The following is a 21,234-nucleotide window of genomic DNA, read 5'->3' on the forward strand; positions in this document are numbered from 1 at the left end:
AACTAGTCTTTAGCTAGTCAAGGACGCCATTCGGGTGAACGGCCGCGGTATGCGGCCGGAGACATGGGTGACACAGCCACGGAATGTGGCCCGACCCAGGAAGGGCACGATGAACGGGAACGTGAGTCCCACACTGCGCCGGCGCCGCCTCGGCCGTCAGATGCGCGATCGCCGCACCGCGTTGAAGCTGTCGGGCACCGACATCGCCAACTACATCGGCAAGATGAACCAGTCCCGATGGTCGAAGATCGAGATTGGCAAGGCCAAGCTGACCCACTTCCAGCTCGGCAAGGCGGTAGAAATCCTGCAACCGACGCCTGAACAGGCCGAACGGTGGCATGAGTGGTGGGAGCACGGCGACCAGCTCGGGTGGTGGTCCGACTACGTCGACGTCATCACCGAGCACGACGAGATGCTGGCCGGCTTCGAGCTCGACGCCGCGCACGTGCGCCAGTACGTCGACGCCTACATCCCGACGCTGCTGGCCGACGAGGCGTACACCCGTGCCGTCGTGAGCGCGTCGCAGCACACGCGCCCGGTGGACATGTCGCGGGTCGTGGAGTTCCGGATGCTGCGCCAGCAGCGGCTGACCGACCCGGACTTTCGCTACACCGTGGTGATCGGCGAGGCCGCCCTGCACGGCCACGTCGGCGGCCGCCTCGTGCTGGCCTCGGCGCTGCGGCACCTGCTGGATGCCAACTGGGCGGCCACCGTCGAAATTTTGGTGGCACCGTTCACTGCCGACGCCTACGGTGCCAAGGGCATGAGCTTCGAGATCACCCAGTTCTCCGACCCGGAGGACCCCGAAGCCGTGTTCGTCGAGTCCGGGCCGGGCAGCGGCTTTCTGGAGAAGCCGTCCGAGCTGCGCTACTACAACAACCTGTTCAGCGTGGCCGCCAGCCGCGCGGTCGCGCTCGACATCGAGGACTCGCGCCGGCGGATCGAGGAGATCTGGGCGATGTACAGCGGCTGAGCCAGCCGCCGTTACGGTGATCGTCGCCGCACCCCCGCGCACCCTCTGTGAGCGCGGGGGATGCTGCGTTTGGGTGGGACCACCACCCAGGGCGGCCCCACCCGTAACCGCAGAAGGAGTGGAGATGACAGAAGAACGGCCGCCTATCGAGCGGCTGCGTGAGGGCACGTACATCAAGCCCTCGGCCTCGCCCGACAAGGGCAACTGCTTCCGGCTGACCAGGGTCGGGAGCTGGATCGGGGTGCAGGATGACAAGGAGTACGCGACGACGCCGGTCGCCGAGCGCACCACGCTCGGATTCACGATCGCTGAGCTGGAGGCGTTCCTGATCAGCGCGAAGGCCGGCGAGTTCGACCACCTGATCGCGTAACCGAGTCGCGCAGCGGCAGCAAGACGTGCGGAGGCCCGCGCCGGGAGTGACGGCGCGGGCCTCCGCCGTTGGCAGCCCCGAACGCTACGTAGCCGTGCGCACGCCACGGTATCCGCTTCGGGGGCCACGTCGAGGGAGATCACGCGCACGTCGGAACGCATGGTCGTGAACAATTGACCGCGTCGGCGGCCGCACGCTACCGCCGCCCGCGGGCGGGCGGAACCCGCTCAGTCGAGATCGGGGTCCTTGCCCGGCGGCGGCGCCGGCAACTCGCCCAGCAGGACTCCCAGGTCGATCTCCAGCGCCGCGGCGATGCGCGCGAGCACCAGCACCGTCGGATTCACCTCGCCGCGCTCGATCTCGGCGATGTAGCTCCAGTTCACCCTGGCCCGGCGCCCCAGGCGCTCCAGGCTCCAGCGCTTGGGCGCCTTCGCTAGCCGGGCGGCCCGCACGCGGCTGCCCAGCTCGCGTGCGAAGTCCGAGGGTGGTTCGACGGCCGGCATAGATCGCTATGCCTATAGGCACAATGTGGATCAAGCCAGAGGCGACTGCCATAAGGTGACGCACCTTATGACTATAGGCATAAACTCCGGGTGAATGTGCTGTTCAGGGCACAGCGGCTCCGGTCGGTTGCAACTCCGGGCGGTACGCGACGATGAGCACGGCATCCATCCGGCGACCGGGCGAGGGGAACGAGATGGACGACGCCTGGCCTACTGCCCGGCAGGCCCTGGCCGACGCCGGCGCGACGGTCACCTACCTGCGCCTGCTCTCGGCCGCTTCCTCCCGGACCGCGGCCAGCTCTCCAGACGGCGTCGCCGACACGGGAGAGGTGCACGTGGCGCTGCTGGACACCTCTGTCGAACCGCGGACGCTGTGCGGCCGCCCGGCCGATCGCGGGCGGATCGAGGTGGTCGACTCCCTGGGCGACCGGCCCTGCCTGCGGTGCGTGGCTCGCGCGGCCGAGCTCGCCTGCCTGGCCGGCGGCAACCGCCGATGAGCGAGGTAGGCACCACGGAGACCCGGCTGATCGTGCTGCGCGGCCCGAGCGGCAGCGGCAAGTCCTCCACCGCCGCGGGCCTGCGCGGCCGGCGCGGCCGTGGCTTGGCCCTGGTCGAGCAGGACTACCTGCGCCGCCGGGTGCTGCGCGAGCACGACGTCGACGGCGGGGCGAACATCGACCTGATCGACCAGGTCACCCGGTTCTCCCTCGACCGCGGCTACGACGTCGTGGTCGAGGGCATCCTGGCGGCCGCGCGCTACGGCGCGATGCTCACCCGCCTGCACGCAGACCACCGCGGGCCGACCGCGTTCTACTACTTCGACGTCTCCCTCGAGGAGTCGCTGCGCCGGCACGCCACCCGTCCCCAGGCCGCCGAGTTCGGCCCCGAGCATCTGCGCGGCTGGTACCTCGAGCGCGACCTGCTGCCTGGCATCGGCGAACGCATCGTGCCGGAGACCTCCGAGCTGGAGGCGACCGTCGAGCGCGTCGTCGCCGAGATGTTCCCCGAGCTGGCTGCCGCGCGCACCTGACCAGCCGCCTGGCCCGGGGGTCGGTGTCTCGACGTCGTCGGCGTGCCGGGCGGTGGCCGGTCCGCGGGGTTCAGTCCGCGCGCGGGCGCAGCGGCACGACGTCGGCCAGGCGGCCGGTGTCGTTCCCGCAGGTGCAGACGACGTTGTCGAGCACGCCGCCGACCAGGCCCAGCAGCTCCACGCCGGGCTGGCCTTCGAACTCGCGGATCAGGGTCGCGACGTAGTCGCGGGCCTCGGCCACGGTGAACGGCTGGTCGCCGGGGGCGATGCGGTCCACCAGTACCTCCGCGCGAATCGGGCGTGCGCGGAGCGGGCGCCCCGGCACGCCTGATCATGGCGTGCCGGGGCGCCGGTCGGCGAGCGGGACACGCTCAGGCGTCCGCTGCCGCGTTGATGTCGGCCTCGAAGGAGGCGACGAACTGGCCGCGCGCGGTGCGGTCGGAGATCTCCAGCGCCGTCTGCGCGCCCAGCGTCAGGGCGGCCGACTTCGCCGCGTTCTTCTCCGCGGGCGAGGCGTTGCGCAGCCTCTGGAGTGCTTCCCGCAGCTCCCCGGCGGTGGCCATCAGCGTCCCCGTCCGGCCCGGCGCGGCTCGCGGCCGGCGGTGGACGACGTGGTGATCCTGAGACTGGTATCCATAAGGCGCTCTCCCAGCGAGGGCATGGACGCCGCCCGGGAATCCGGCCAGGAGAAGCGGGCGGCGTCCGCTGATGCGGACACCTCGATCTAAACAGGGTTCAACCCCGATATTCCAGGGTTCAACCCTGATCATTTCGGGTGAACGGGATCGCTGGGACGTGACGGACCACGGTTGCGCCGCGGACCGGCCGACGGCGCACGCTGCGCCGCCGCGCGGGTCAGGCAGCGGGAAAGACGCCGTCGGCGACGAGGCGTTCGCGCCACTGGCCCACCAGAGCGGCGGGCGGCGCGATCGTCTCGCCCGCCAGCAGCAGCCGGACGACCTCCTGGAGCGCCTTCGGCAGGGCATCCTTGGCGACCCGCGCGCGGTTCGGAGTGCCGTCGACCACGGCCAGGGCGGTCGCGGCCTGCTCCAGCGTGATCTTCGCCGGAATGCGCGCGTCGTAGACCGACTCCCCCTCGGGGTCGCGGCGGCGGGCTTGCGGGCGTACCGAAGGCATCGGATCGTCCTCCTAAACAGGGTTGACCACCGATTTTTCGGGGTTCGCTCCCGAAAGGCAAGCCGTGCGGCACCAGCGGCTCGCTGGTGGTGGGCGCGGGCTCCAGCCGGACAGCCCCTGAACAGGCACGAGGGCCCGGACCGTAGATGGTCCGGGCCCCCGCGGTGGGGAGGCCGGTGCGCAACACCGGCCGGGGTTGGGGTCACGGGGCGTTCGGCATCGCGCCGTTGAGGCCCACGACATCGGGGACGGCCGCGGTGCGCACTGACCCCGGCGAGTCCGGCGCGGCGGAGGTGAGTGAGGTGGCGGCCAGGGTCGCCCCGGCCGCGAGTGCCGCGCCGAGGATGGCGCCGGCGAGCACCCGCCGGACCGCGGCGGAGGACGGTGTCGTGGTGCGTGCGGGCATGTCTTCCCCTGCTGCGCGGGTTGGTGGGGCGAGGCCGGGTTCGACCTCGCCCCACCAGCGGATGGGTGTCGGTTCGGCCAGGGTCAGCCGGTGACGGGGTGGTGACCGTCGTGCGGGACCGGCTTGGGCGCCGGCTGGTCGGGCTTCTGGCCGGGCTTGGTCGTGCCGGTCGGCTTGGTCGTGGGCTGGCCGGTCGGGTGCTGCGTGGGGTGGCCGGTCGGCTGACCCGTGGGCTGCTGCGTCGGCGGCTGCTCGGTCGGAGGCGTGCCGGTGCCGCACTTGACCACCGCGACGGTGATGGTCTCCACGGCCTTGCCGCCGGCGCCGATGATCTGGACGGTGGCACCGGCGCCCCCGCCGAAGCTCACCTTGAGGTTGCTGGCCTCCGGCGCGGCCCCGGAGTGGCTGTAGGTCGTCTTGCCGTCGGCGCACTTGGCGCTGACCGACCCGATGGACTTGCCTCCCACGGTCAGCGCGCCCACGGTGGCCTCGGCGATCCCGGCGCCGGCCTTGACCGTGATCCCCGAGGCGCTGAACGTGCCGGCCTTGCCCGCGGCCGACCCGGAGGCGGTCTTGACCGCGCCGTCGCTGGACACCGACGGCGTCGCGCCGACCGGATCGACGCCGGTGGCCGAGACCCCGTAGGCGGTCGAGGTGGTGCCCGCCGCGCTGGCTGGCGACCCGGTGCTGAGCACCAGGGCGACGGCGCCCGCGGCCAGGACACCGCCGGCGCTGACGCCGGCCAGGATGCGCGTGGATCGAGAGGTGGTACGGACCACTGGTCCCCCCTTGGTGTGGTGTGGCCCGGATGGGCCTCTGGATGGGTGTTTCACCTGATCAGCACCGGTGACCCGATCGGGACGTCGCTGCTGATCACCTGAAGCGCATCCGGCGGAATGCGGATGCAGCCGTCAGAACTGGGGTGGCCGTAGACGTCTGCGCTCGGCCACGTGTGCAGGCCGACGGTGCCGGGACCGCCGCCGTAGGACTCGTAGGTGTCGGAGTGCGCGCCGGTCGGCAGCACAATCGGACTGAAAGTCGGGTGAGTGTCCTTAATGGACGCGAGCAGGAACGTGCGGGTGGCCGGGGTCGGCGAGTTCGGCTTGCCGATGCCGACCGTCCAGTGCCCGGTCTCCTTGCCGTCTTTGAACAGCGTCAGTGTGAACCGTGCGCGGTCGACCTCGATGCGGTACGGGCTGTGCGCGGTGGTGACGGTGTCGTCGAGGTAGATCCAGGCCGCGGTGTCGTTGGGTCGCGAGGGCAGCAGGACTTCCGCCCAGCCGGGTTGCTCGGTCACCACCGGCAGCCAGGTGTCGCTGACCAGCTGCGTGGGCGGCAGCGCGGCGATGGCCGGGCCGCCGGGCGAGGCGTAGAGCGGCACCGTGGTCGAGGGGTGCACCAGCCGGCCGCCGGGCACCTGGCCCGGGGCCGGGTCCTTCGGGGCGGCGGCGACGGTGCCGAAGGTGGTGGCCGCGGGCAGCTGGCTCAGCTGCTGCGGGCTCACCGGCTGCGGATCCACGATCGCGGGCCCGTCGTCGGCGCCGGGCTGGACGGCGGCGGTCGCCGTGGCGGTGGCCGTGTTCGTCGCGGCCGATGGCGTGCCGCCGGAGGCGACGGTCCAGCCGGTCACGCCGAGGGCGACGACGACCAGCGCGCCGAGCGTCCAGAGCACGGTCCGGCGGCGGCGCGTCACCGCGGGCGGCTGCTCGAGTCTGTGCCGCGCACCCGAGGGGGTGGTCGGGTCGGTCGTGCCGTCCGGGCGGGGATCGTCTCCGTCCGCGTGGGCATGCCGGTCGCCGTCGCCGTCGATCACGGTGAACCTCCTTCCTGCTCGTTGGGGGGTCTGGGGAGTCGCGGTGCGGCCGCCGCCGTCAGGCAGCGGCGGCCGCACCGCCTCCGATCACTTGCCGAGGGCGGTGACGAAGCCCGAGGTCGGCGTGCCGATGCCGGTCACGGCGTCCCAGCCGGAGCCCGACACCAGCGACTGCGGCTTGGAGTCGAGGTCGAGCAGGTAGGAGCCGTTCTGGGTGGGCACCGAGACGTGGCCGAACCCGGCCATGAACGGCGACCAAACACCCGCCTGCGTCGGCTTCACGTCGGTGATCTGCGGCTTCCCGGCCAGCGCGTAGATCGCGTCGTTCAAGAAGCCCATCCGCGTCAGGCCCTGGGCCTGCTGGGCGTTGGCGACCAGGCCGACGAGGATTGGCGAGGCCAGCGACGTGCCGCCGGAGGAGTAGGCGATGTAGCCCTGCGGCGTGGTGTAGCCAATCGCGATGCCGGTGTAGGAGTCGGCCAGCGCCGCGATGTCCGGCACCGCGCGGTGGCCGTTCGCGACCCCGGCGGGAACCACGTTCTTCTGGTAGTCCGGCTGGTCGTACAGCTTGGACACGCCGCCGCCGGCGCCGCCGGCGAACCGTCCGTCCGCGTCGTTCTGCGCAACCCAGCTGGAGCCCGACTGCGTGTTGCCGGAGTTCTCCCAGCCCGCCGTGAACTTGATCTTCGAGCTGGCGTCCAGCGCCACCGAGGTCCCGCCGACCGCGGTCACCCAGGGGTGCGACGCGGGGAAGCTGGCCTCGGCCTTACCCGCCGCGCCCGGACCGGAGTTGTCGCCCGAGTCGCCGCTGGAGAAGGTCAGCGCCTGGCCCTGGATCGCGGCCTGCACCGCGATGGAGCCCATCTGGTCGCGCTCGGCCTGCGAGACCGCGGTCTCACCGGGGTAGAGCCAGGAGTTGTTGATCAGCGAGACCTTGTTGTCGGCCACGGCCTTGTTCAGCGCGTTGTACAGGTCGTAGCAGCTCTTGGCGCCGTAGTAGACGATCTTCGCTGCCGGGGCGACCTCGTGGATGGACTGCACGTCCAGCGCCTGCTCGCCCGCCCAGCTGTCGGGGTTGCACTTGTCCTGGTTGTCGTAGGAGCCCGGCAGGACCGCGCTGTACTGGCCGGCGGTCAGCGCGGGCGCGCCGAACTGGCTTGCGGCCTTGTTGGTGTCGGCGACGATCGAGTCCAGGTGGTAGGCACCGACGATGCCCACCGTCTGCCCGGCACCGGTGTTCGCGCTGTTCAGGCCGTAGATGGCGCGGATCTGCGGGGCGGTGTAGCCGCACAGGTAGTTGGACTGGTTGCCGCTGGCGTACTTCTGCGGCACCGCGCCGTTGTTGACCTCGCCCCAGTACCGCGCGCAGCTGGACGGATCGCCCGCGGCCGGGGTGACTCCCGGCCGGGCGCCGTTGGCCGCGCGGGGCGCGACCTGCCCGGTGGTGATGGTCTGGCTCGCGTCGTCCAGGCCGAGCACCGCACTCACCGCGCCGCGCACCTGGCGGGGCACCGACACCGCGGACTCTGGCGCGGTCAGGGTGTACGACCGGCCGTCCTTGGTCTGGTGGCGGAAGGTGGCCAGCGAGGTGGCGAAGGTCGTCTGCAACTGCGCGACGTCGCCGGTGACCTCGACGAAGTGGCGGTTGCTCGCGACGCCGTCGACCTTCAGGCCCTGCCCGCGCAGCCAGGAGGTGACCTGGTCGACCGTCTGCTGGGTCGGGCCGAACCGGTCGAGGAATTCCTTGCTGGACAGGAACTTGCCGTGCTGCGGCGAGCCCGGCTTGCTGACCGCCTTGGCGAGCGCTTCCGCGCCCTGCGGGTCACGCAGCGCCAGCGCGACCTTGACGTGCCGCTGCTGGTGCAGGTCGGCGTGCCCGACCTTGGCCGAGGGAGTCGCCCAGCTGGGCTGGTTGCCCTCGACCGCGGAGCGGTCGGCGCCGGGCGAGGTCGTCGATCCCTGGGCGAGCGCGGACGGTGCGGCCGCGATCCCCACGAGTACCGCGCACCCGGCAATCAGCCCGGCCGCACGGGATGGTCGTACTGCCATTAATGTCCCCGATTCCGTTTGCTCTTCCGACACACCGAGACCCCGGCGCCGACAGCGAGCGCTATCGGCAAACGGGACGGATTCGAGAGAAATGCGAAACCGGCATGGCAATAGCGCGCCGGACGATTCCCCCTACGTAGCGACGAGTCCCCCTCGGTGCGGCCAGCGTCTCCCCTGCTGGCCTGCGACCAGCGCGTATCCGCTGGACAGCCCTACTCTGCATCGCCTCGATCGGGAATGTCAACCGTTTCTGAACGAATATTCTCAGCCGTTTTTTCTGGCTCTTTTTGGGCGCGAAAACGGCCCCGGTTCGTGTGGCTAAACCGGGATTGCAAAAGCGTCTTCTATTGTTTTCGGTGACTGTCAGTTCATTGCCGTCACCGTTTCCGCGACGAATGCGCGAAGGGCGCCGCATACCGAGGCGCCGACCTTGGGCACGTAGCCGGTGATCCGCACCCGCTGCCGGGCCCGCGAGGCTCCGGAACGGACTTCGCCGAGGCGCTGCTGGGTCGCCGGTCCGACAAGGCTGAACTCCTGCCCGGCGTCGGTGCGCAGCACCGCGCATCCGGGGTGGCCGGTCGCCCAGCTGGCCTGGCCGTCCACGGTGAGCACCGGCCCGTCCGCCGACGGCGCGGGCAGCGGCACCGTGGCCACCGGCGTTCCCGACGGCGGAGTCGGCGCGGGCGGTGCCGGCGTGTCCGAGCATCCACCCACGACCGCAGCCAGCATCCCGGCGGCGCCGAGCAGCAGCCCGGCACGGACGGCCCGCCCGCCGCGGCCGCGCGCGCCGTGCGCCGGATGCTCAGGTCGTGTCCGCGTTTTCATGTTGTCCCCCTTGGTAATGCTTGAAAGCACCGTCGTGCGTGGACGATGCGATGACGGGGCGGCGCGTTGCCGCGCTGAACGTCCTGATTGGCAGCGGGCGAGCCGTCGAGTGGCCCAGGCGGCCGCGGTGCCCATTCGGTCCGGGTGCCGCGGCCGCGAGCTCATCGCCTGTTGTTCACCGGGCCGGGAATCAGCACCGCGGCAGCGAGCCCCAGGAGCCGGTGCTCTGGTAGATGATGGTGAAGAGGTCCGTGCGCATCCATCCGTAGGACCCGTTGACCGACACCAATCCCCAGGTGTAGCCGCCGCTGGAGACCTTGCAGTTCGCGCCGCCGGTCTGGCCGCGGTAGGCCAGTCCGACGACCGGCCCGTTCGGCACCGAGGATCGGACCCGGGCGCCGTCGACCCGGATCTCGATCGTGTTGGGCATGGCTGCGCGCGCGACCGAAGCCGGCGCCGCCCCCTCGCGGGTGCCCCAGATCCGGGTGCCGTCCGGTGCGGTCACCGGGGCATCCGGGTGCAGGCCGTCGCTGGGCATCCCGGCGTCGAGTCCCGCGCTGGGCGGCGTCGGGCTGGCCGCGGCGGTGGACACGTCCAGGGCAAGCGCGCTGAGCGCGAGCATTCCGGCGAGCGCCGCGCCGGCCAAGGTCCGCGCCGACGCCATCCGGCGCCCCTTCGTCAAAGTCTTCACTGGTTTCCCCTTCTCGTTGCAGTGGTGCAAAATCTGGGCACACGTCACCCGTGTGCGGAATGCGAAAAGCTTCGGATTTGGCTCTGTTAAGCGGTTTTCGGGATGGCGGCCGTCGTTTTCGGCCTCAGCCTCTGCCGCTCGAAGGTGTCCTGGTCGACGACGACGAACGCCAGCGTCGCCTGGCCGACGGTTTCGTGGCCGTCGTGCACGTCGACCTCCCACTCGCTGTAGGGGTGGGTGGCGACGGTGCACCGCGCGGTGATGGTGAGCTCGGCGCCGATGGCGATCGGCGCCTGGTGGTCGAGGTGTTGCCGGGCGCCGAGGCTGCACTCGGCGGGGGCGATGGCGTCGCGGACGGCGTCCATGCAGGGCCACTCGCACAGCTCCAGCAACCGGGCCGAGGCCACCACGTCAGGCTTGCGGGCGAACTCGACGCTGCGCCCGGCCAGCCGTCGCACCGAGTCGGCCGCGGTGACCTGGTAGCGCACGGTGCGGACCGTGCCGCGCAGCCATCCTGTGGCCGCGGCCGGGTCAGGCGACCAGCTGCGCGCCGGCACCGTCTGCCTCCTCCTGCTCGTGCTCGCCCGCGTGCGCGTCGACAGCGGCCCGGATGGCCGTGGTCGAGGTGAAGTACACGCGCAGGTGGCGGGCGCTGATCCCGGCGGTGGCGGCGATCTCGTCGAAGCCGACGTCGTCGGCGCCGCGCTCGGCGAACAGGTCTGCGGCCACGGCGATGATGGTGTCCCGCACGGTGCCTCCCAGGCCGCTCACGGCCAGTCCGGCTGGCCGGTCCGGCAGATCCACTCGCCGTGGATGTTCTGCATCAGCGCCGGGGCCTTGGGCACGTAGTAGGCGTTGACCTGGCGGTGTGGCCCGTCGTGGTAGAGCGGCACTTCGCCCCACGGACCGACGCAGGTGGTGTAGTGGGTGCCGGTGTCCCAGTCGGCGCGGATGAGGATGAAGCTGTCCGCGCAGTGGCGGTAGTGCGCGTCCATCCCCTGCGAGCTGTACCCGCACGGGTACGCGGCGACCGACGCGGCGGCGGTCCCGGCGCCGGCGACGCCGGCCCCGACGGCGGCCAGGCCGACCGCGGCGGCCGCGGCCGCCACGCGCCCGGTGCTGGTCAGTGTCGAGCTCCTGGGCCTGGTGGTTGACATTGCTCGTCCCCTCCCGTCGTGGACGAGCCGGTCCGTCGCATCCCACGCGTGCGCTGCCGACCAACGCGGTCGGCTCCCCTCACGGACCGGCTCAGCCGGACCGGCCCCCACAGCCGGTCCATGGCCGCCAACTCGGACGAACTCCCCAAACGTCCATATGAGTTGACGACTACGGGAGTCGATACTAGGGCTTGCCGGGCCGATGTCAACTCATGTGGACGTACTTTTGTAGGTGGGTCGGTGTGCGGCGTCGGGGCGGCAGCAGCGCCTGTGGCCCGACGGGTCGACCGCCGCGATACGTGTCCACCCAGGACAGCGCCAGATTCCGGGGTTCGGGGACGTCGCGCTCGCGCGCACCGTGGGGGCGCCCGAAGCGCCGTGGCGCCGCGTGGGACCGGTCACCACGTCACGGCGTGGCGGTGGTGGTGATCTCGTAGGTGTAGGTGAGCTGGTCGACGTGGTGACGGGTGCGCGCGCCGGCGGCGAGCAGGGCGCGCACCCGGTCCAGCTGATCCGAGCCGGTGACGACGGCTTCGGTGCGGATCCAGTCGTCGTGGTGGCCGGGGTGCTGCCACACCACGCGGTCGTCGGTGAGGATGACCGTGCCGGTGTCGAACGAGCTGGTGCCGGGCGTGCCGGCACGGCCGCGGATCGTGCCGACCCGGGCCGAGTCGGGCACCGCGGTGAACGCGTCGACGACGCGTCCGGCCCGCCCGAGCTCCCGGAACAACGCGTGCAGCTGCGCGGCGTCGGCGCGCAGCTCGGCGGCCTCGGCGTCGGCCCGGAGTTCGGCGTCGGTCGGCTCGACGATCGCCAGCGTGTACTGGAAGTTCCAGTGCGCCTCGTCGGGCGCGTCGGGGTGCCAGTCGATGTCGGTGGCGTCGTCGTCGTTGGTGAACCACACCTTCCGCGCGACCACCAGTCCACGGCGGCCGCCGCGCAGCGGGTGCACCGTCCCGACCGGCCACGCCGTGCTCTCCGCGGTCGCGCGATTCATCCGCCGGGTGCTGATCGTGTGCAGCGTCTCGGTGTCCCCGGTGGACGCCCGGCCGCTGTCGGCCACGATCTGGGCCCGCCGCCGCTCGGCCTCCTCGACCGCGGCCGCCTTCGCCTCGGCCTCCTGCGTCGCGCGCGCTTCGGCGTTGTCGGTCGCGCGCCGCTGCTGGGCGGCCTTCTGCTCGGCGACCCAGGCGTCGACAACCCGCTGGAGCTCGGCCCGGCTGTCCTCGCTGGGCATGGCGTAGCGGTGGCTGGCGCTGTCCCACACCGCACCCAGCTCACCGGCGCGCCCGTGCAGGGCGACGACGCCGCGCGGGACGGTGACCCACCGGCCGGCCGCCAGCACCTGCCGGGCGGCCTCCTGTTCGGCCCGCGCCCGCTGCTCGTCGGCCAGGACGAGGGGTAGCACCCGCTCGCGTTTGCCGGTGCCGACCCAGCGGGCGCGCACGCCCCAGTCCCACTTCGCGCCCAGCTCGATCAGCTCCTTGTCGAGCTGGGAGTTCTTGGGGCAGCGCACGTAGATCCGGCGCCCCACAACCCAGGCGCGGTCGGCGGAGACGTCCTCGTGAAGGGGCTTGTGCAAGAGGGAGGTGTCCTTTCGCGCGCGAGGGGCAGCCGCGGTGTCTAGCGCCGCTGGCACAGCCCCGCTCGCGCGGGGACAACTCGTCCGGAGTGGACGTCGGACAGTTCGTCGATGGGGTCAGCCCCGCGTACGCGGGGAGGACGAACGCGTGCAGCTTACTCGGGCTGTCGGCCGGGTTCGACCGGGTCGAGCAGGTCGCGGACGGTGATGATGCCGCCGCGCAGCAGCGTTTCGACCGGGTAGGCATCGAGGTCGTCATCCTGGTCGCCGGCGAGAACGTCGAGCCAGTCCGACAGCTCCAGTGAGGCGAGCACGTGCCAGGGTCGCCGCTGCCCCGGCCGCTCGGCCTGCTGGGTGAGCAGCGCGACGGCGTAGGCGACGACAGCCGGCCAGAACCGCTCGACGACCGCACTGGGCACGAGCTCCTGCTCCGGGCCGTCGACGTCGCTACCGTCGTCGAGCTCGTGGGCGAGGTAGGCGTGGAAGCGGTCACGGGCATCCGGGTGCGCGTGGTCGACCGCGGCGAGCACGCGCGCCAGGGACGCGCCGCAGCCGAGCCCGCTCAGCGCTGCCGGCCGCTGGTCGACCGGCGGCAACCACACCCAGGTCTGGTCTGCGCTGCTCCACCATTCCCTTGGCACGTAGGAGGTTCCGGCGCCGCGCCAGTCCTCGTGCAGCCAGTCCGGCAGCCGCGCGCCGCCCAGGCAGCACAGCAGCGCCTGCACTCCTGCCCATCCGGCTGGCGCGGTCAGCGTGCCCGAGGCGGCCTGGTCGAGGTCGAACGCCAGCTGGCCGGGTTCGGGGTCGAGCAGGTCGCCGTCGAACGCGCAGCACGGGCACACCGCGACCTGCGGCCGTGCCGGGCGGGCCAGGCCGCGCGCGGCGTAGCGGTCGCCGCAGATCCCGCAGGCGGTGTCGAGTTTTGAGTCGGCGAGGTCGCGGTGGCGGGCCTGGCCGACGACCCGGTCGAGTTCGGCGACGAGCTCCGCGGGCGTGGCGGTGGCGGGGAGCTCGTGGGCGTCGACACCGGTGACCCGGCCCAGGGCCTCGGAATATTCGACGCTCAGCGGCGCCCACGCCGTCACCGTGAGCGGGGCGGCCAGGTCGAAGACGGCCGGGTCGTCGGGGTGCTCGTCGCCGGTGGCGCCCAGCGGCGGCTCGGCGGCGCGTCCGACGTGGACGGTGGCCGGCCCGGCGTAGAGCGCCAGGGCGTGGAACTGCGGGTGGTGCTCGATGACCACCGGCCAGCCGGCCGCCTCCAGCGCCACGACGAGCGCGTCGCGCAGCTCGGCGGCCAGCCGTCCGCCGCCGGCGCGCTCGAGCGCGGCCTTCGCGCGGACGTGATCGTCGGTCATGCGGGAACTCCCTTGCGCGGCAGTGCTTTCCGCATGCCGCAGCTGCTGTTGGACGGGGCGCGACGCGTGTCGCGCTCGCGCGAGCCCGAAGGAGGCGTGAGCCGGCGCCGCGGTCGGGCGCCACCCTAGCGTGGCCGTCTCGGCCGCGGCGCCGGTCCGCGGTCAGGCATCGCGGCGCAGCAGCAGCCGAGCGAGCTGCCCGTTGGCGACCAGTGCGCGCAGGTGGGCACCGAACCCGTTGACCGCGGCCAGCTGCCGTCCGGCCGGGGCCGAGCGTTCCTCCCGCTCGCGGTCCTCGCGGCGGCGCGCCGGCTTCGCGCCCTTGGCCGCGGCCCGGTGCGCGACGGCGATCTCGCGGTCGACACCGGCCAGGCCGGTCCGCGGGCAGTCCAGCCGCACCAGCCGGTCGTTCTCGTCGAGCACGGCCGGGTCGGCGTCGAGCACCGTGCGCGGGTCGCGTCCCTCGGCGGCCGCGGTGACCACCGCGGCCGCCACGGCCACGTAGCGGGCGATCGCGTTCCGGTACAAGCCGAGCAGCTGTTCACGGTGCTCGCCGGCCAGCTGCCGCTGGCGCTCGGCGCGCCGGTGCCGCTCGCGCCGCAGCTTCACCGCGGCGGCGAACTCCGGCACCGCGCCCTTGCCCGGCACCGGGGGCAGCTCCCCCAGCGTTTCCAGCTCGCGCAGCTGCGTGGCCAGCGTGCGCAGGTCCGTCCCGATCGCCGCGACCGCGTCGGCCAGTTGCCCGAGCCGGGCGTCGACCTCGCGTGGCCACACCGGTTCGGCGTTCGGGTCCGGGTGCGGTGCGGCGACGCCGGGGTAGAGCCGGGCGTACTCCTGCCACCCGTCGGTGTAGTGCGCTACGCCGGCGTCGGTGAGCGTGATGCTGGTCTTCCCGCTGCCGCCGGGGTCGCGGCCGAACTGCACCAGCGCCGGGTCGCGCTCGGCCAGCGCGTCCCACGCGCCGCTGGGGGTGTACCGCAGCACGCCCCGCTTTCCGGCGCGGCGGACGTCGACGAGCATTGACCACATCGTCTCGCTGAGCATCCCGGGCGGCCGGCGGCGGGCGGGCTCGGTGTCGTCGGCGCCGCCGGCGCGAGCGACCGCGCGGCCGAGCGTGGTCAGCTTGATCAGCATCCGGCAGCCGATCATCAGCGGCTCGCGCTTGACCTGGATCAGCCCGCGCTCGATCAGGACGGTCATGGTCGACCCGGCGCCCTGGTCCCACACCTTGCGCTGGTTGAGCTCGAACTGGAGATCGCCGGACGGTCCGCTGCCCAGCGGGTCGTCGACGATGCCGTAGTCCAGCCAGCGCCACTGCGACGCCGGCCGGGACCGCTCACCGCGGGCGAACGCGCCGCGCGCGCTGGCTTCGGCGTCCTGGTCGGCGCGGTAGATCACGATCAGCCAGGTCTGCTGCCGCTCGTTGAGGCCCTGCCACAGCTCGGCGGACTTCTGAACAGCGGAAACTTTCGGCATCGGGTCCTCGTCGTGGGGGCGCGGCCGCGGTCAGGCGGCAGGCTGGACGGTACGGGCGAACTCCAGGCAGCGTTCGCAGGTGGCCGGCTCGTCGACGGGCTCGCCGAGCACCAGCGGGCTGGAGCGGCGCGGCGTCTCGCACAGCGCGCGCCCGGCCGGGTGCCGCCGGCGCGGCGAGCGGGCATCGACGCAGGGCACGACGTGCCCCAGCGGCCCGGTCGTGCCGGTGTGACGGGGGTTGAGGCGGACCTCGACCGCCACGGCGCAGCCGGCGAGCACCGTCTCCCACCGCTGCCGGCGCTGCCGCTGCTCGGCTTCCCGTCGCTCGGTCCGGGCGCGTTCGTGCTGTTCAGCCTCGGTTTTCCAACGCTTTAGCCGCTCGGGCAGCGGCGGGTCGAGCTCGCGGCGGTGCGCCAGGATCAGCAGCCGGGCGTCGGTCGTGCTGACCGCCCGGAGGCTGCCGGGAAACGGGCGGCCCAGCACCGCGGAGGCCCACTCGGTGGTGTGCGCCCGGATCACCGCGGTGCCCTCGTCGACCTCCTGCGGGGACACGAACGGCCCGAACACCGCGGTGGTCTGAGCGCGCAGCGCGTCGTATTCCGGGTAGGCCGGTTCCGGGTGGCGGGCGATCTGTTCGAGCTCGGCGAGGGACGGCATGGCCGGTGGCCTCCGATCAAGGCTGGGGTGGAAACGAGAAGGCGGCGGTGGCACCGGTAGGGGCGGTGCCACCGCCGCGTGGGCTGGTGGGTCGGAGCGAGCCGGGACGGACGTCCCCGGCTCGACTGCGGATCAGGACCGGTGCGCGGCGGCGAAGTAGGCGTCCAGGACCTCGGCGGTCATGCCGCGGCACTCGTTGGCCACCTCGCGGTTGCTCCAGTTCTGGCCGCGCACCTTCGCCAGCCGCTCCGCGGCCGCCGCCAGCGCGACCGGGTCCAGCGGCATCGAGCCGCTGACCGCCCACGCGGCGATCGCGGTGGCCTGGGCGGCGTCGACGTCGGGCAGGATCTCGCGGACCTTGGCCAGCGTCGCCAGGCGCTGGTCGGTGGACACGGTTTCCGGGGTGGCGGTGGTCATCGGCGTGAGCCCTTTCGCGGTTCGATGTTGTTGGGGTGTCAGGACTTGTCGGGGGTGGTAGTGGGCGGGACGGGGCATGGCTGGCCGGGCTGCGCGTTGCGGGAGACGTCTTCGGTGACCTCCAGCTGGACCATGTGCGGCGCGTCCGGGTCGCGGTAGTGCGGCGCGCCGCTGTCCGGGCTGTGGATCTCGTCCCAGACTTCCGTCGCCGGTTCGCACACGACGTACCAGTGCACCGGCGGCAGATCCGGGCCGATCTTGTTGCAGCACATGCCGGTGCTGGACACCAGCCACGGACCGCGGGCGGGGTCGAGGTCGGCCGGGGATCCGCTTGCAGTCCACGGCGCGGCGGAGGGCGAGGACTCCGGCATGGTCGCGGTCCCGCCGCAGCCGGCCAGGAGCAGGGCGGCCGACGCGGCGAGCAGTAGCCGGGTGACGGGCATCGTGTCGAGCCTTTCGCAGCGGGAACCGGGTGCGAGCTGGCGGCCGCCACGGACGGGGAAGCCTGCGGCGGCCGGGAGAGAGCTACGCGCGGCAGGCGGCCGGGGAGGCGACCCAGTAGAAGCTGCTGGTCTCGTGCCCCGGCAGCCAGCGCATGCTCGCGGCGAGCTGCGTGTCCGCCCACGTCTGGGCGTCCTCCGCCGACAGCTTCTCGCTGGTGTGGGCGATCAACTCGGCGTCGACGAACAGCGACCAGCCGGCCTTCTGGCTCCAGGCGCTCTCGTCGGACTCGGCCCAGACCAGCTCGGTGCGGAACACGCGGCTGTCGGGCCCCATGCCCTGCGCGACCGCCGCCGGCGTGGGAGTGGCGTCCTCGATCCGCTCGCGCAGGTAGCGCGCGCCGGCGGCGTCGATCCGCAGCCACATGCGGACCGTCTTACCGTCCTCGGTGGTGGCGTAGGCGACCGCGACGACGTCGCCCTTCGAGCCGTTCGGGTCGACGCGTAGCTGCACCACCTCGCCGGTGAACTCGATATCCACGTCGCCGCTGTTCACCGTGCTGGTGACCTCGGGGCTCGCGGTCGGCTTCATCCCGTCTCCCATTCCTAGCCGGTAGGTTCGGTAGGTCGAAACTACCGAACCTACCGTAACTCTGCAAGAGGTTCGGCAGTCCCGGAAGGTCCGGTAGTTCCACGATGACGGCCATCGGCACGCGGGCAACCAAGGCGCGCCAGGAACCGGACGACCAGACGGTCGCGGGCGAGGGCCGTTTCTGCCTGTCCTGCCCCGGCCGGGGCCCCGGCGACACCACCCGCACCGCCGTCGCGCAAGGGCGCGCAAACGCGAGACGGCCCCCTGAACAAGCTGTTCAGGGGGCCGCCCGAGGGGTCTGACCGTTCCGCGCGGGTAGTGCGTCAGCCGCGGAGCTCGTCCATCTCTGTCTCGCCTACCTCTGTCTCGCCCAGCTGGGCGTCCTCGGCGATCTCGCCGTCTCCACTGCCCGAGCTGATCGCCGTGGCGCGCAGCTGCGCCCGGTGCAGGCGGACCGCCTCCTGCGTCCCGAGCAGGCGCAGGTTCTCCCGCGCGGCGCGGCCCTCTTCGCGCTCCACCCAGACGGCGAGCTCGTCGTCGGTGGTCGCGGCGGTGAGCTCACCGTCGGCCAGGTGCCCGTGCTCGGCATCCCAATCGCTGAAGTCGCGCAGCTCCCGGGGGTCGCTGTCCAGCAGCGCCGTCCGGTACCAGGCCCGTACGCCCAGCACGTCCAGGCCGACGCCGCTGCCGTCGCTGTAGGGCTTGCCGAACGTCTTCTTGATCTCGCCGTTCCAGCGCTCGTTGTGACCCAGGTACCGCGTCACGTACTCGCACTCCTTGGCCAGCCCGGCCTGAGACAGCAGCAGCAACTCCGGCCGGTAGACGTGCGGGTACCGCCGCACGATCACCTCGAAGTCCACCAGGTCGCGGTCCTCGTCCGCGGCGCCGACCCTGGGGTCGCGCTGGCACAACCGGCCGATGTTGCGGCCGGCCGTGGCCGAACCTGCCGACCAGTCCAGCTCGCCACCGGCCACGAACAGGCCATCCAGCAGAGCCTGCGCGTACGTCACCAGGGTCTCCAGCAACGCGTTCGCCGCCGGGACGTCGAGGTAGGGCAGCTCCTTGACCCCGGAGTCGATCACCCAGCTCAGCAGCTCCGGAACCGGCTGGAACCACATGTGCGGCCCTCGGAAGGAGAAGAGCGTGCCGGGGTGCCACCGCTTCCACGTCTCGCGGGGAACGTCGTTGACCGCCTTCCACTGCGGCAGCCACGGCTCCAGGTGCTCGGTGCTCTCGTGGAAGCTGAGCTCCGCCGTTGCCACGTTCAGCATGATGCTCTGGTAGTGCCCCGGCCGTGATCGGCCCTCGATCGGCTCGGACGTCACTACGTCCGTCACCGGCGTGACGCTCACCCGTGGCGCGCCGTAGCGCGCCACGGTGACCTCCGGGATCTGCCCGGCAGCGTTCATTATCGAATTTCTCCCTCGACCGAATGCGGGATTGCTGAAGGGTTCCGGCACGACCGCCGTCGCCTCAGCTGCTCGGCGCGGACCGGGCCCGACGCGCGTCGGCCAGGGCCGCCTTCTTCACCGGCGTGTCCGCCAGCGCCTCGACCGAGTCGAGATCGTCGATGTGGTCGAGGGCGCCGCGCGCCTCGCTGTACGCCTGGCTGTCGGGGACCGTCTCGCCGAACTGATTCGCCATCTTGCTGCTCCTTCGCGGTGTCTCGTCGTGTCGAACTCGTGGTTGCGCAGCCGCCCGGCCGGTCCGGGCGGCTGCGGGTCTGGTGATCTCCGCGTTGTGCGGGGCGCGAGGCCCGGACCGCCAGCTGGGGGGAGGTGCCGTGCGGTCCGGGCCTCGCTCGCGGGGCCGCCGGCGTGGTGCGCGCCGTGCGACCGAAGGCCATGGCCGGGGCCGAGCCGCGGGGAGGCAATAGCGGCTCGGCCCCGGAGGAAGCCGGGAGCGCTCGCGCTGCGGGTGCGCGATCGGGGTTGCGCTCGACCGGCCGGGAGTCTGCTGGCGGGGCCGGGCAGGCGGGGAAGCCCTGCCCGGCCCCGCGGAACCGGCAGGGCACCAGGGCTGGTGCGCGACTGCTGCCGATTCCGGCCTGGGGAACTCGGTAGGTTCGGTAGCTCCGGTAGATTCAAGCTACCGAACCTACCGACACTCGCGCAAGGGGGTCAGGCAAAGCAATTTCCGCGGCCATGACCCGGCGGCCTCGGCGACGCTCACGCCGCCGCTCCGAGGACGCTGCGGACCGCCGACGGCACCGCCCGGTACAGGCCCAGCCGTCCTGGACCGGCGATCGGGGCGCTGAACAGCAGCGACTCGGCGAACTGCCAGTGGAACGCGCCCGGTTCACCCCACGGCCGACAGCAACCGGCATCGGGGTGGACGTCCACCAGCTCGGCGACGCCGAGATAGCCCTCCGGCTCGTCGCGGGCGACCTCGATGCCCAGCGCCGCGGCGACTTCCCGGCCGCGGGGTTCCCAGCGCTGCCCGGCGTGCAGGACAACCCGGCCCCGCCAGCGGGTCGACCACGAGCGGTTCTCGATGTTCTTGCCTCTGAACAGCAGGTTCGCCCACGGGCGGCGCACGCTGAGGACCCGGAACTCCGCCGGCGCCGCACGGTAGAGCCGCAACGGCGTCGAGTTCGCCAGCCGGCTCGGGTGCCGCGGGAAGCCCTCGGCCGTGACGCCGAGGCACAGCAGGTCCAGCCCGGCGCTGGTCAGCGTCGCCGCGACCCGCTGATCCCGATCGAGCAGCTGCCCGCCCGCTCCCCACGCCACGATCACCCGGCTGCCCGGCAGCCGTGCTGCCAGCCGCGCGACCGCGGCGAGCACCTGGTCGTTGTGCGGCCCGATCGGCTCGGCGTGCTCAGCCAGCCGCTTGGGGTCTGTCGAGCGCAACGCGAACAGGTTCACCACGCCAAGCGATCCGCAGCCTTCACGTCGCGCGAACGCCACGCACCGGCGGATGGTTTGGTCGTCGTCGGTCGCGGTGGCGGTCGAGGGGTTCAGCATCACCAGCAGCGCGATCGGGCCCGGCCCCCAGTGCCTGAACAGCGCATATCGGTAGAACCCGTCCGGGTCGAACACCGCGGACGCGGATCCGAGAAGGTCCGGATGCTCGTCGACGACCAGGCCCTCGCCGACCTCGTCCAGCACCCGCTCGAGCAGCGTCATCGCCCGCCGCCTAGGTGCCGAACCGGCGTCGAGGTGCCCGCGGGTGTCGCATGCACCAGCTGGTCGGCGAACGCGACGGCATCCCAGCCCTCGCTGGGTAGCGACGGCAGCGCGGCGGCGAGGTCGGCGTAGCCGCCCACGACGAACTCCTCGGGCACCCGGCGCGGGAACCCGCAGGGGCACAACGTCGCGTCGCGTCGCCCGTTGCGCTCGAGGCACACCTCCAACGGCGGAAGCAGGACGAAGGCTGCGGTCGTCGCGCCGTGCTCAGCGGCGAGGACTTGCAAGGCCATCCGGCTGGCGCGGTCGGTGCTGGTCGCATCCCAGAGCACCTGACGGCCACTCGCCAGCACGGCACCGGCCTGCGTGTACGCCATATGCAGGGCGGCTGCGGTGACCGCCTGATCGGACTCGCACCGGAACGGGGACAGCAGAGCCCGGTTCTCGTCCAGGTTCACCGCCGGCACCTCCGGCAGCCAGCGACGACGCCACGTCGTCTTGCCACTGCCCGGCGCTCCCAGCAACGCGACCAGCAGTGGCCCGTCCCCGAAGACCTCAAGCAATTCCGGCTTCCCCGGAAACCGTGACGGATCAGCGACGACCGGCGAACTAGTTGCTCCAGAGGCCAGGACCATC

General features: G+C 72.3%; 28 protein-coding genes. 4 read left to right on the forward strand and 24 right to left on the reverse strand.

Features of this window, described 5'->3' with window-relative positions; genetic code table 11:
* Window positions 1-121: 121 nt before the first annotated feature.
* Complete coding sequence (locus tag ACYVLJ_RS39695; protein ID WP_370973798.1) at window positions 122-973, forward strand: DUF5753 domain-containing protein; 852 nt, start codon at window positions 122-124, stop codon at window positions 971-973.
* A 124-nt stretch (window positions 974-1,097) separates the two neighbouring features.
* Complete coding sequence (locus ACYVLJ_RS39700) at window positions 1,098-1,343, forward strand: hypothetical protein (RefSeq protein WP_460442531.1); 246 nt, start codon at window positions 1,098-1,100, stop codon at window positions 1,341-1,343.
* Window positions 1,344-1,570: 227 nt separating this feature from the next.
* On the opposite strand, the gene ACYVLJ_RS39705 is transcribed toward ACYVLJ_RS39700, so the two are convergent.
* Complete coding sequence (locus tag ACYVLJ_RS39705; RefSeq protein WP_370973794.1) at window positions 1,571-1,846, reverse strand: helix-turn-helix domain-containing protein; 276 nt, start codon at window positions 1,844-1,846, stop codon at window positions 1,571-1,573.
* A 152-nt stretch (window positions 1,847-1,998) separates the two neighbouring features.
* On the opposite strand from ACYVLJ_RS39705, the gene ACYVLJ_RS39710 reads away from it, so the two are divergent.
* Together ACYVLJ_RS39710 and ACYVLJ_RS39715 are read left to right on the forward strand one after the other, a co-directional pair.
* A complete protein-coding gene (locus ACYVLJ_RS39710; RefSeq protein ID WP_460442532.1) occupies window positions 1,999-2,343 on the forward strand; it encodes a hypothetical protein in 345 nt (114 codons plus the stop codon).
* On the forward strand, window positions 2,340-2,876 hold the full coding sequence (locus ACYVLJ_RS39715) for a P-loop NTPase family protein (RefSeq protein WP_460442533.1): 537 nt from the start codon (window positions 2,340-2,342) through the stop codon (window positions 2,874-2,876). The genes ACYVLJ_RS39710 and ACYVLJ_RS39715 overlap by 4 nt, the downstream gene beginning before the upstream one ends.
* Before the next feature lie 70 nt (window positions 2,877-2,946).
* On the opposite strand, the gene ACYVLJ_RS39720 is transcribed toward ACYVLJ_RS39715, so the two are convergent.
* The 23 genes from ACYVLJ_RS39720 to ACYVLJ_RS39830 all read right to left on the reverse strand — a co-directional run bounded on the left by ACYVLJ_RS39720 (window position 2,947) and on the right by ACYVLJ_RS39830 (window position 21,233).
* On the reverse strand, window positions 2,947-3,153 hold the full coding sequence (locus tag ACYVLJ_RS39720) for a hypothetical protein (RefSeq protein WP_460442534.1): 207 nt from the start codon (window positions 3,151-3,153) through the stop codon (window positions 2,947-2,949).
* 94 nt (window positions 3,154-3,247) lie between these two features.
* Window positions 3,248-3,439, reverse strand: a complete 192-nt coding sequence (locus tag ACYVLJ_RS39725; protein WP_460442535.1) for a hypothetical protein — start codon at window positions 3,437-3,439, stop codon at window positions 3,248-3,250.
* Window positions 3,440-3,731: 292 nt separating this feature from the next.
* Complete coding sequence (locus tag ACYVLJ_RS39730; protein WP_460442536.1) at window positions 3,732-4,013, reverse strand: hypothetical protein; 282 nt, start codon at window positions 4,011-4,013, stop codon at window positions 3,732-3,734.
* 202 nt (window positions 4,014-4,215) lie between these two features.
* Window positions 4,216-4,419, reverse strand: a complete 204-nt coding sequence (locus tag ACYVLJ_RS39735; RefSeq protein WP_370973782.1) for a hypothetical protein — start codon at window positions 4,417-4,419, stop codon at window positions 4,216-4,218.
* Window positions 4,420-4,502: 83 nt separating this feature from the next.
* The gene (locus ACYVLJ_RS39740; RefSeq protein ID WP_460442537.1) at window positions 4,503-5,198 is read right to left on the reverse strand and encodes a hypothetical protein; all 696 of its coding nucleotides are present in this window, start codon (window positions 5,196-5,198) and stop codon (window positions 4,503-4,505) included.
* Between the two features lie 50 nt (window positions 5,199-5,248).
* The gene (locus ACYVLJ_RS39745; RefSeq protein WP_460442538.1) at window positions 5,249-6,232 is read right to left on the reverse strand and encodes a L,D-transpeptidase; all 984 of its coding nucleotides are present in this window, start codon (window positions 6,230-6,232) and stop codon (window positions 5,249-5,251) included.
* Window positions 6,233-6,319: 87 nt separating this feature from the next.
* Window positions 6,320-8,227 carry a S53 family peptidase gene (locus ACYVLJ_RS39750; protein WP_460442539.1) on the reverse strand — a complete coding sequence of 636 codons (1,908 nt, stop codon included), beginning with the start codon at window positions 8,225-8,227 and terminating at the stop codon, window positions 6,320-6,322.
* Window positions 8,228-8,644: 417 nt separating this feature from the next.
* The gene (locus ACYVLJ_RS39755; RefSeq protein ID WP_460442540.1) at window positions 8,645-9,106 is read right to left on the reverse strand and encodes a hypothetical protein; all 462 of its coding nucleotides are present in this window, start codon (window positions 9,104-9,106) and stop codon (window positions 8,645-8,647) included.
* A gap of 190 nt (window positions 9,107-9,296) precedes the next feature.
* A complete protein-coding gene (locus tag ACYVLJ_RS39760; protein WP_460442541.1) occupies window positions 9,297-9,797 on the reverse strand; it encodes a hypothetical protein in 501 nt (166 codons plus the stop codon).
* An 86-nt stretch (window positions 9,798-9,883) separates the two neighbouring features.
* Window positions 9,884-10,354, reverse strand: a complete 471-nt coding sequence (locus tag ACYVLJ_RS39765) for a thioesterase family protein (RefSeq protein ID WP_460442542.1) — start codon at window positions 10,352-10,354, stop codon at window positions 9,884-9,886.
* Window positions 10,329-10,547: a helix-turn-helix domain-containing protein gene (locus ACYVLJ_RS39770; RefSeq protein ID WP_460442543.1), complete on the reverse strand. Its 219-nt coding sequence runs from the start codon at window positions 10,545-10,547 to the stop codon at window positions 10,329-10,331. The genes ACYVLJ_RS39765 and ACYVLJ_RS39770 overlap by 26 nt, the downstream gene beginning before the upstream one ends.
* A gap of 17 nt (window positions 10,548-10,564) precedes the next feature.
* A complete protein-coding gene (locus ACYVLJ_RS39775; protein WP_460442544.1) occupies window positions 10,565-10,954 on the reverse strand; it encodes a DUF6355 family natural product biosynthesis protein in 390 nt (129 codons plus the stop codon).
* A 406-nt stretch (window positions 10,955-11,360) separates the two neighbouring features.
* A complete protein-coding gene (locus ACYVLJ_RS39780; protein WP_460442545.1) occupies window positions 11,361-12,536 on the reverse strand; it encodes a hypothetical protein in 1,176 nt (391 codons plus the stop codon).
* Between the two features lie 155 nt (window positions 12,537-12,691).
* Window positions 12,692-13,891, reverse strand: a complete 1,200-nt coding sequence (locus ACYVLJ_RS39785; protein WP_460442546.1) for a hypothetical protein — start codon at window positions 13,889-13,891, stop codon at window positions 12,692-12,694.
* Between the two features lie 162 nt (window positions 13,892-14,053).
* Entirely contained in the window at window positions 14,054-15,367 is a 1,314-nt protein-coding gene (locus tag ACYVLJ_RS39790) for a hypothetical protein (RefSeq protein ID WP_460442547.1), read from the reverse strand.
* 30 nt (window positions 15,368-15,397) lie between these two features.
* Window positions 15,398-16,024: a hypothetical protein gene (locus ACYVLJ_RS39795; RefSeq protein ID WP_460442548.1), complete on the reverse strand. Its 627-nt coding sequence runs from the start codon at window positions 16,022-16,024 to the stop codon at window positions 15,398-15,400.
* Window positions 16,025-16,156: 132 nt separating this feature from the next.
* Entirely contained in the window at window positions 16,157-16,441 is a 285-nt protein-coding gene (locus ACYVLJ_RS39800) for a hypothetical protein (protein WP_460442549.1), read from the reverse strand.
* A 38-nt stretch (window positions 16,442-16,479) separates the two neighbouring features.
* Window positions 16,480-16,884, reverse strand: coding sequence for a hypothetical protein (locus ACYVLJ_RS39805; RefSeq protein WP_460442550.1), 405 nt, complete (start codon window positions 16,882-16,884; stop codon window positions 16,480-16,482).
* Between the two features lie 82 nt (window positions 16,885-16,966).
* Window positions 16,967-17,473 carry a hypothetical protein gene (locus ACYVLJ_RS39810; protein WP_460442551.1) on the reverse strand — a complete coding sequence of 169 codons (507 nt, stop codon included), beginning with the start codon at window positions 17,471-17,473 and terminating at the stop codon, window positions 16,967-16,969.
* A 323-nt stretch (window positions 17,474-17,796) separates the two neighbouring features.
* Complete coding sequence (locus ACYVLJ_RS39815; RefSeq protein ID WP_460442552.1) at window positions 17,797-18,882, reverse strand: hypothetical protein; 1,086 nt, start codon at window positions 18,880-18,882, stop codon at window positions 17,797-17,799.
* A gap of 64 nt (window positions 18,883-18,946) precedes the next feature.
* On the reverse strand, window positions 18,947-19,117 hold the full coding sequence (locus ACYVLJ_RS39820) for a hypothetical protein (protein ID WP_460442553.1): 171 nt from the start codon (window positions 19,115-19,117) through the stop codon (window positions 18,947-18,949).
* Between the two features lie 524 nt (window positions 19,118-19,641).
* Window positions 19,642-20,598, reverse strand: coding sequence for a DUF1643 domain-containing protein (locus tag ACYVLJ_RS39825; protein ID WP_460442554.1), 957 nt, complete (start codon window positions 20,596-20,598; stop codon window positions 19,642-19,644).
* The gene (locus ACYVLJ_RS39830) at window positions 20,595-21,233 is read right to left on the reverse strand and encodes an AAA family ATPase (RefSeq protein ID WP_460442713.1); all 639 of its coding nucleotides are present in this window, start codon (window positions 21,231-21,233) and stop codon (window positions 20,595-20,597) included. The genes ACYVLJ_RS39825 and ACYVLJ_RS39830 overlap by 4 nt, the downstream gene beginning before the upstream one ends.
* Between the last annotated feature and the right edge of the window lies 1 nt (window position 21,234).

This window comes from Amycolatopsis stemonae, assembly GCF_054781455.1.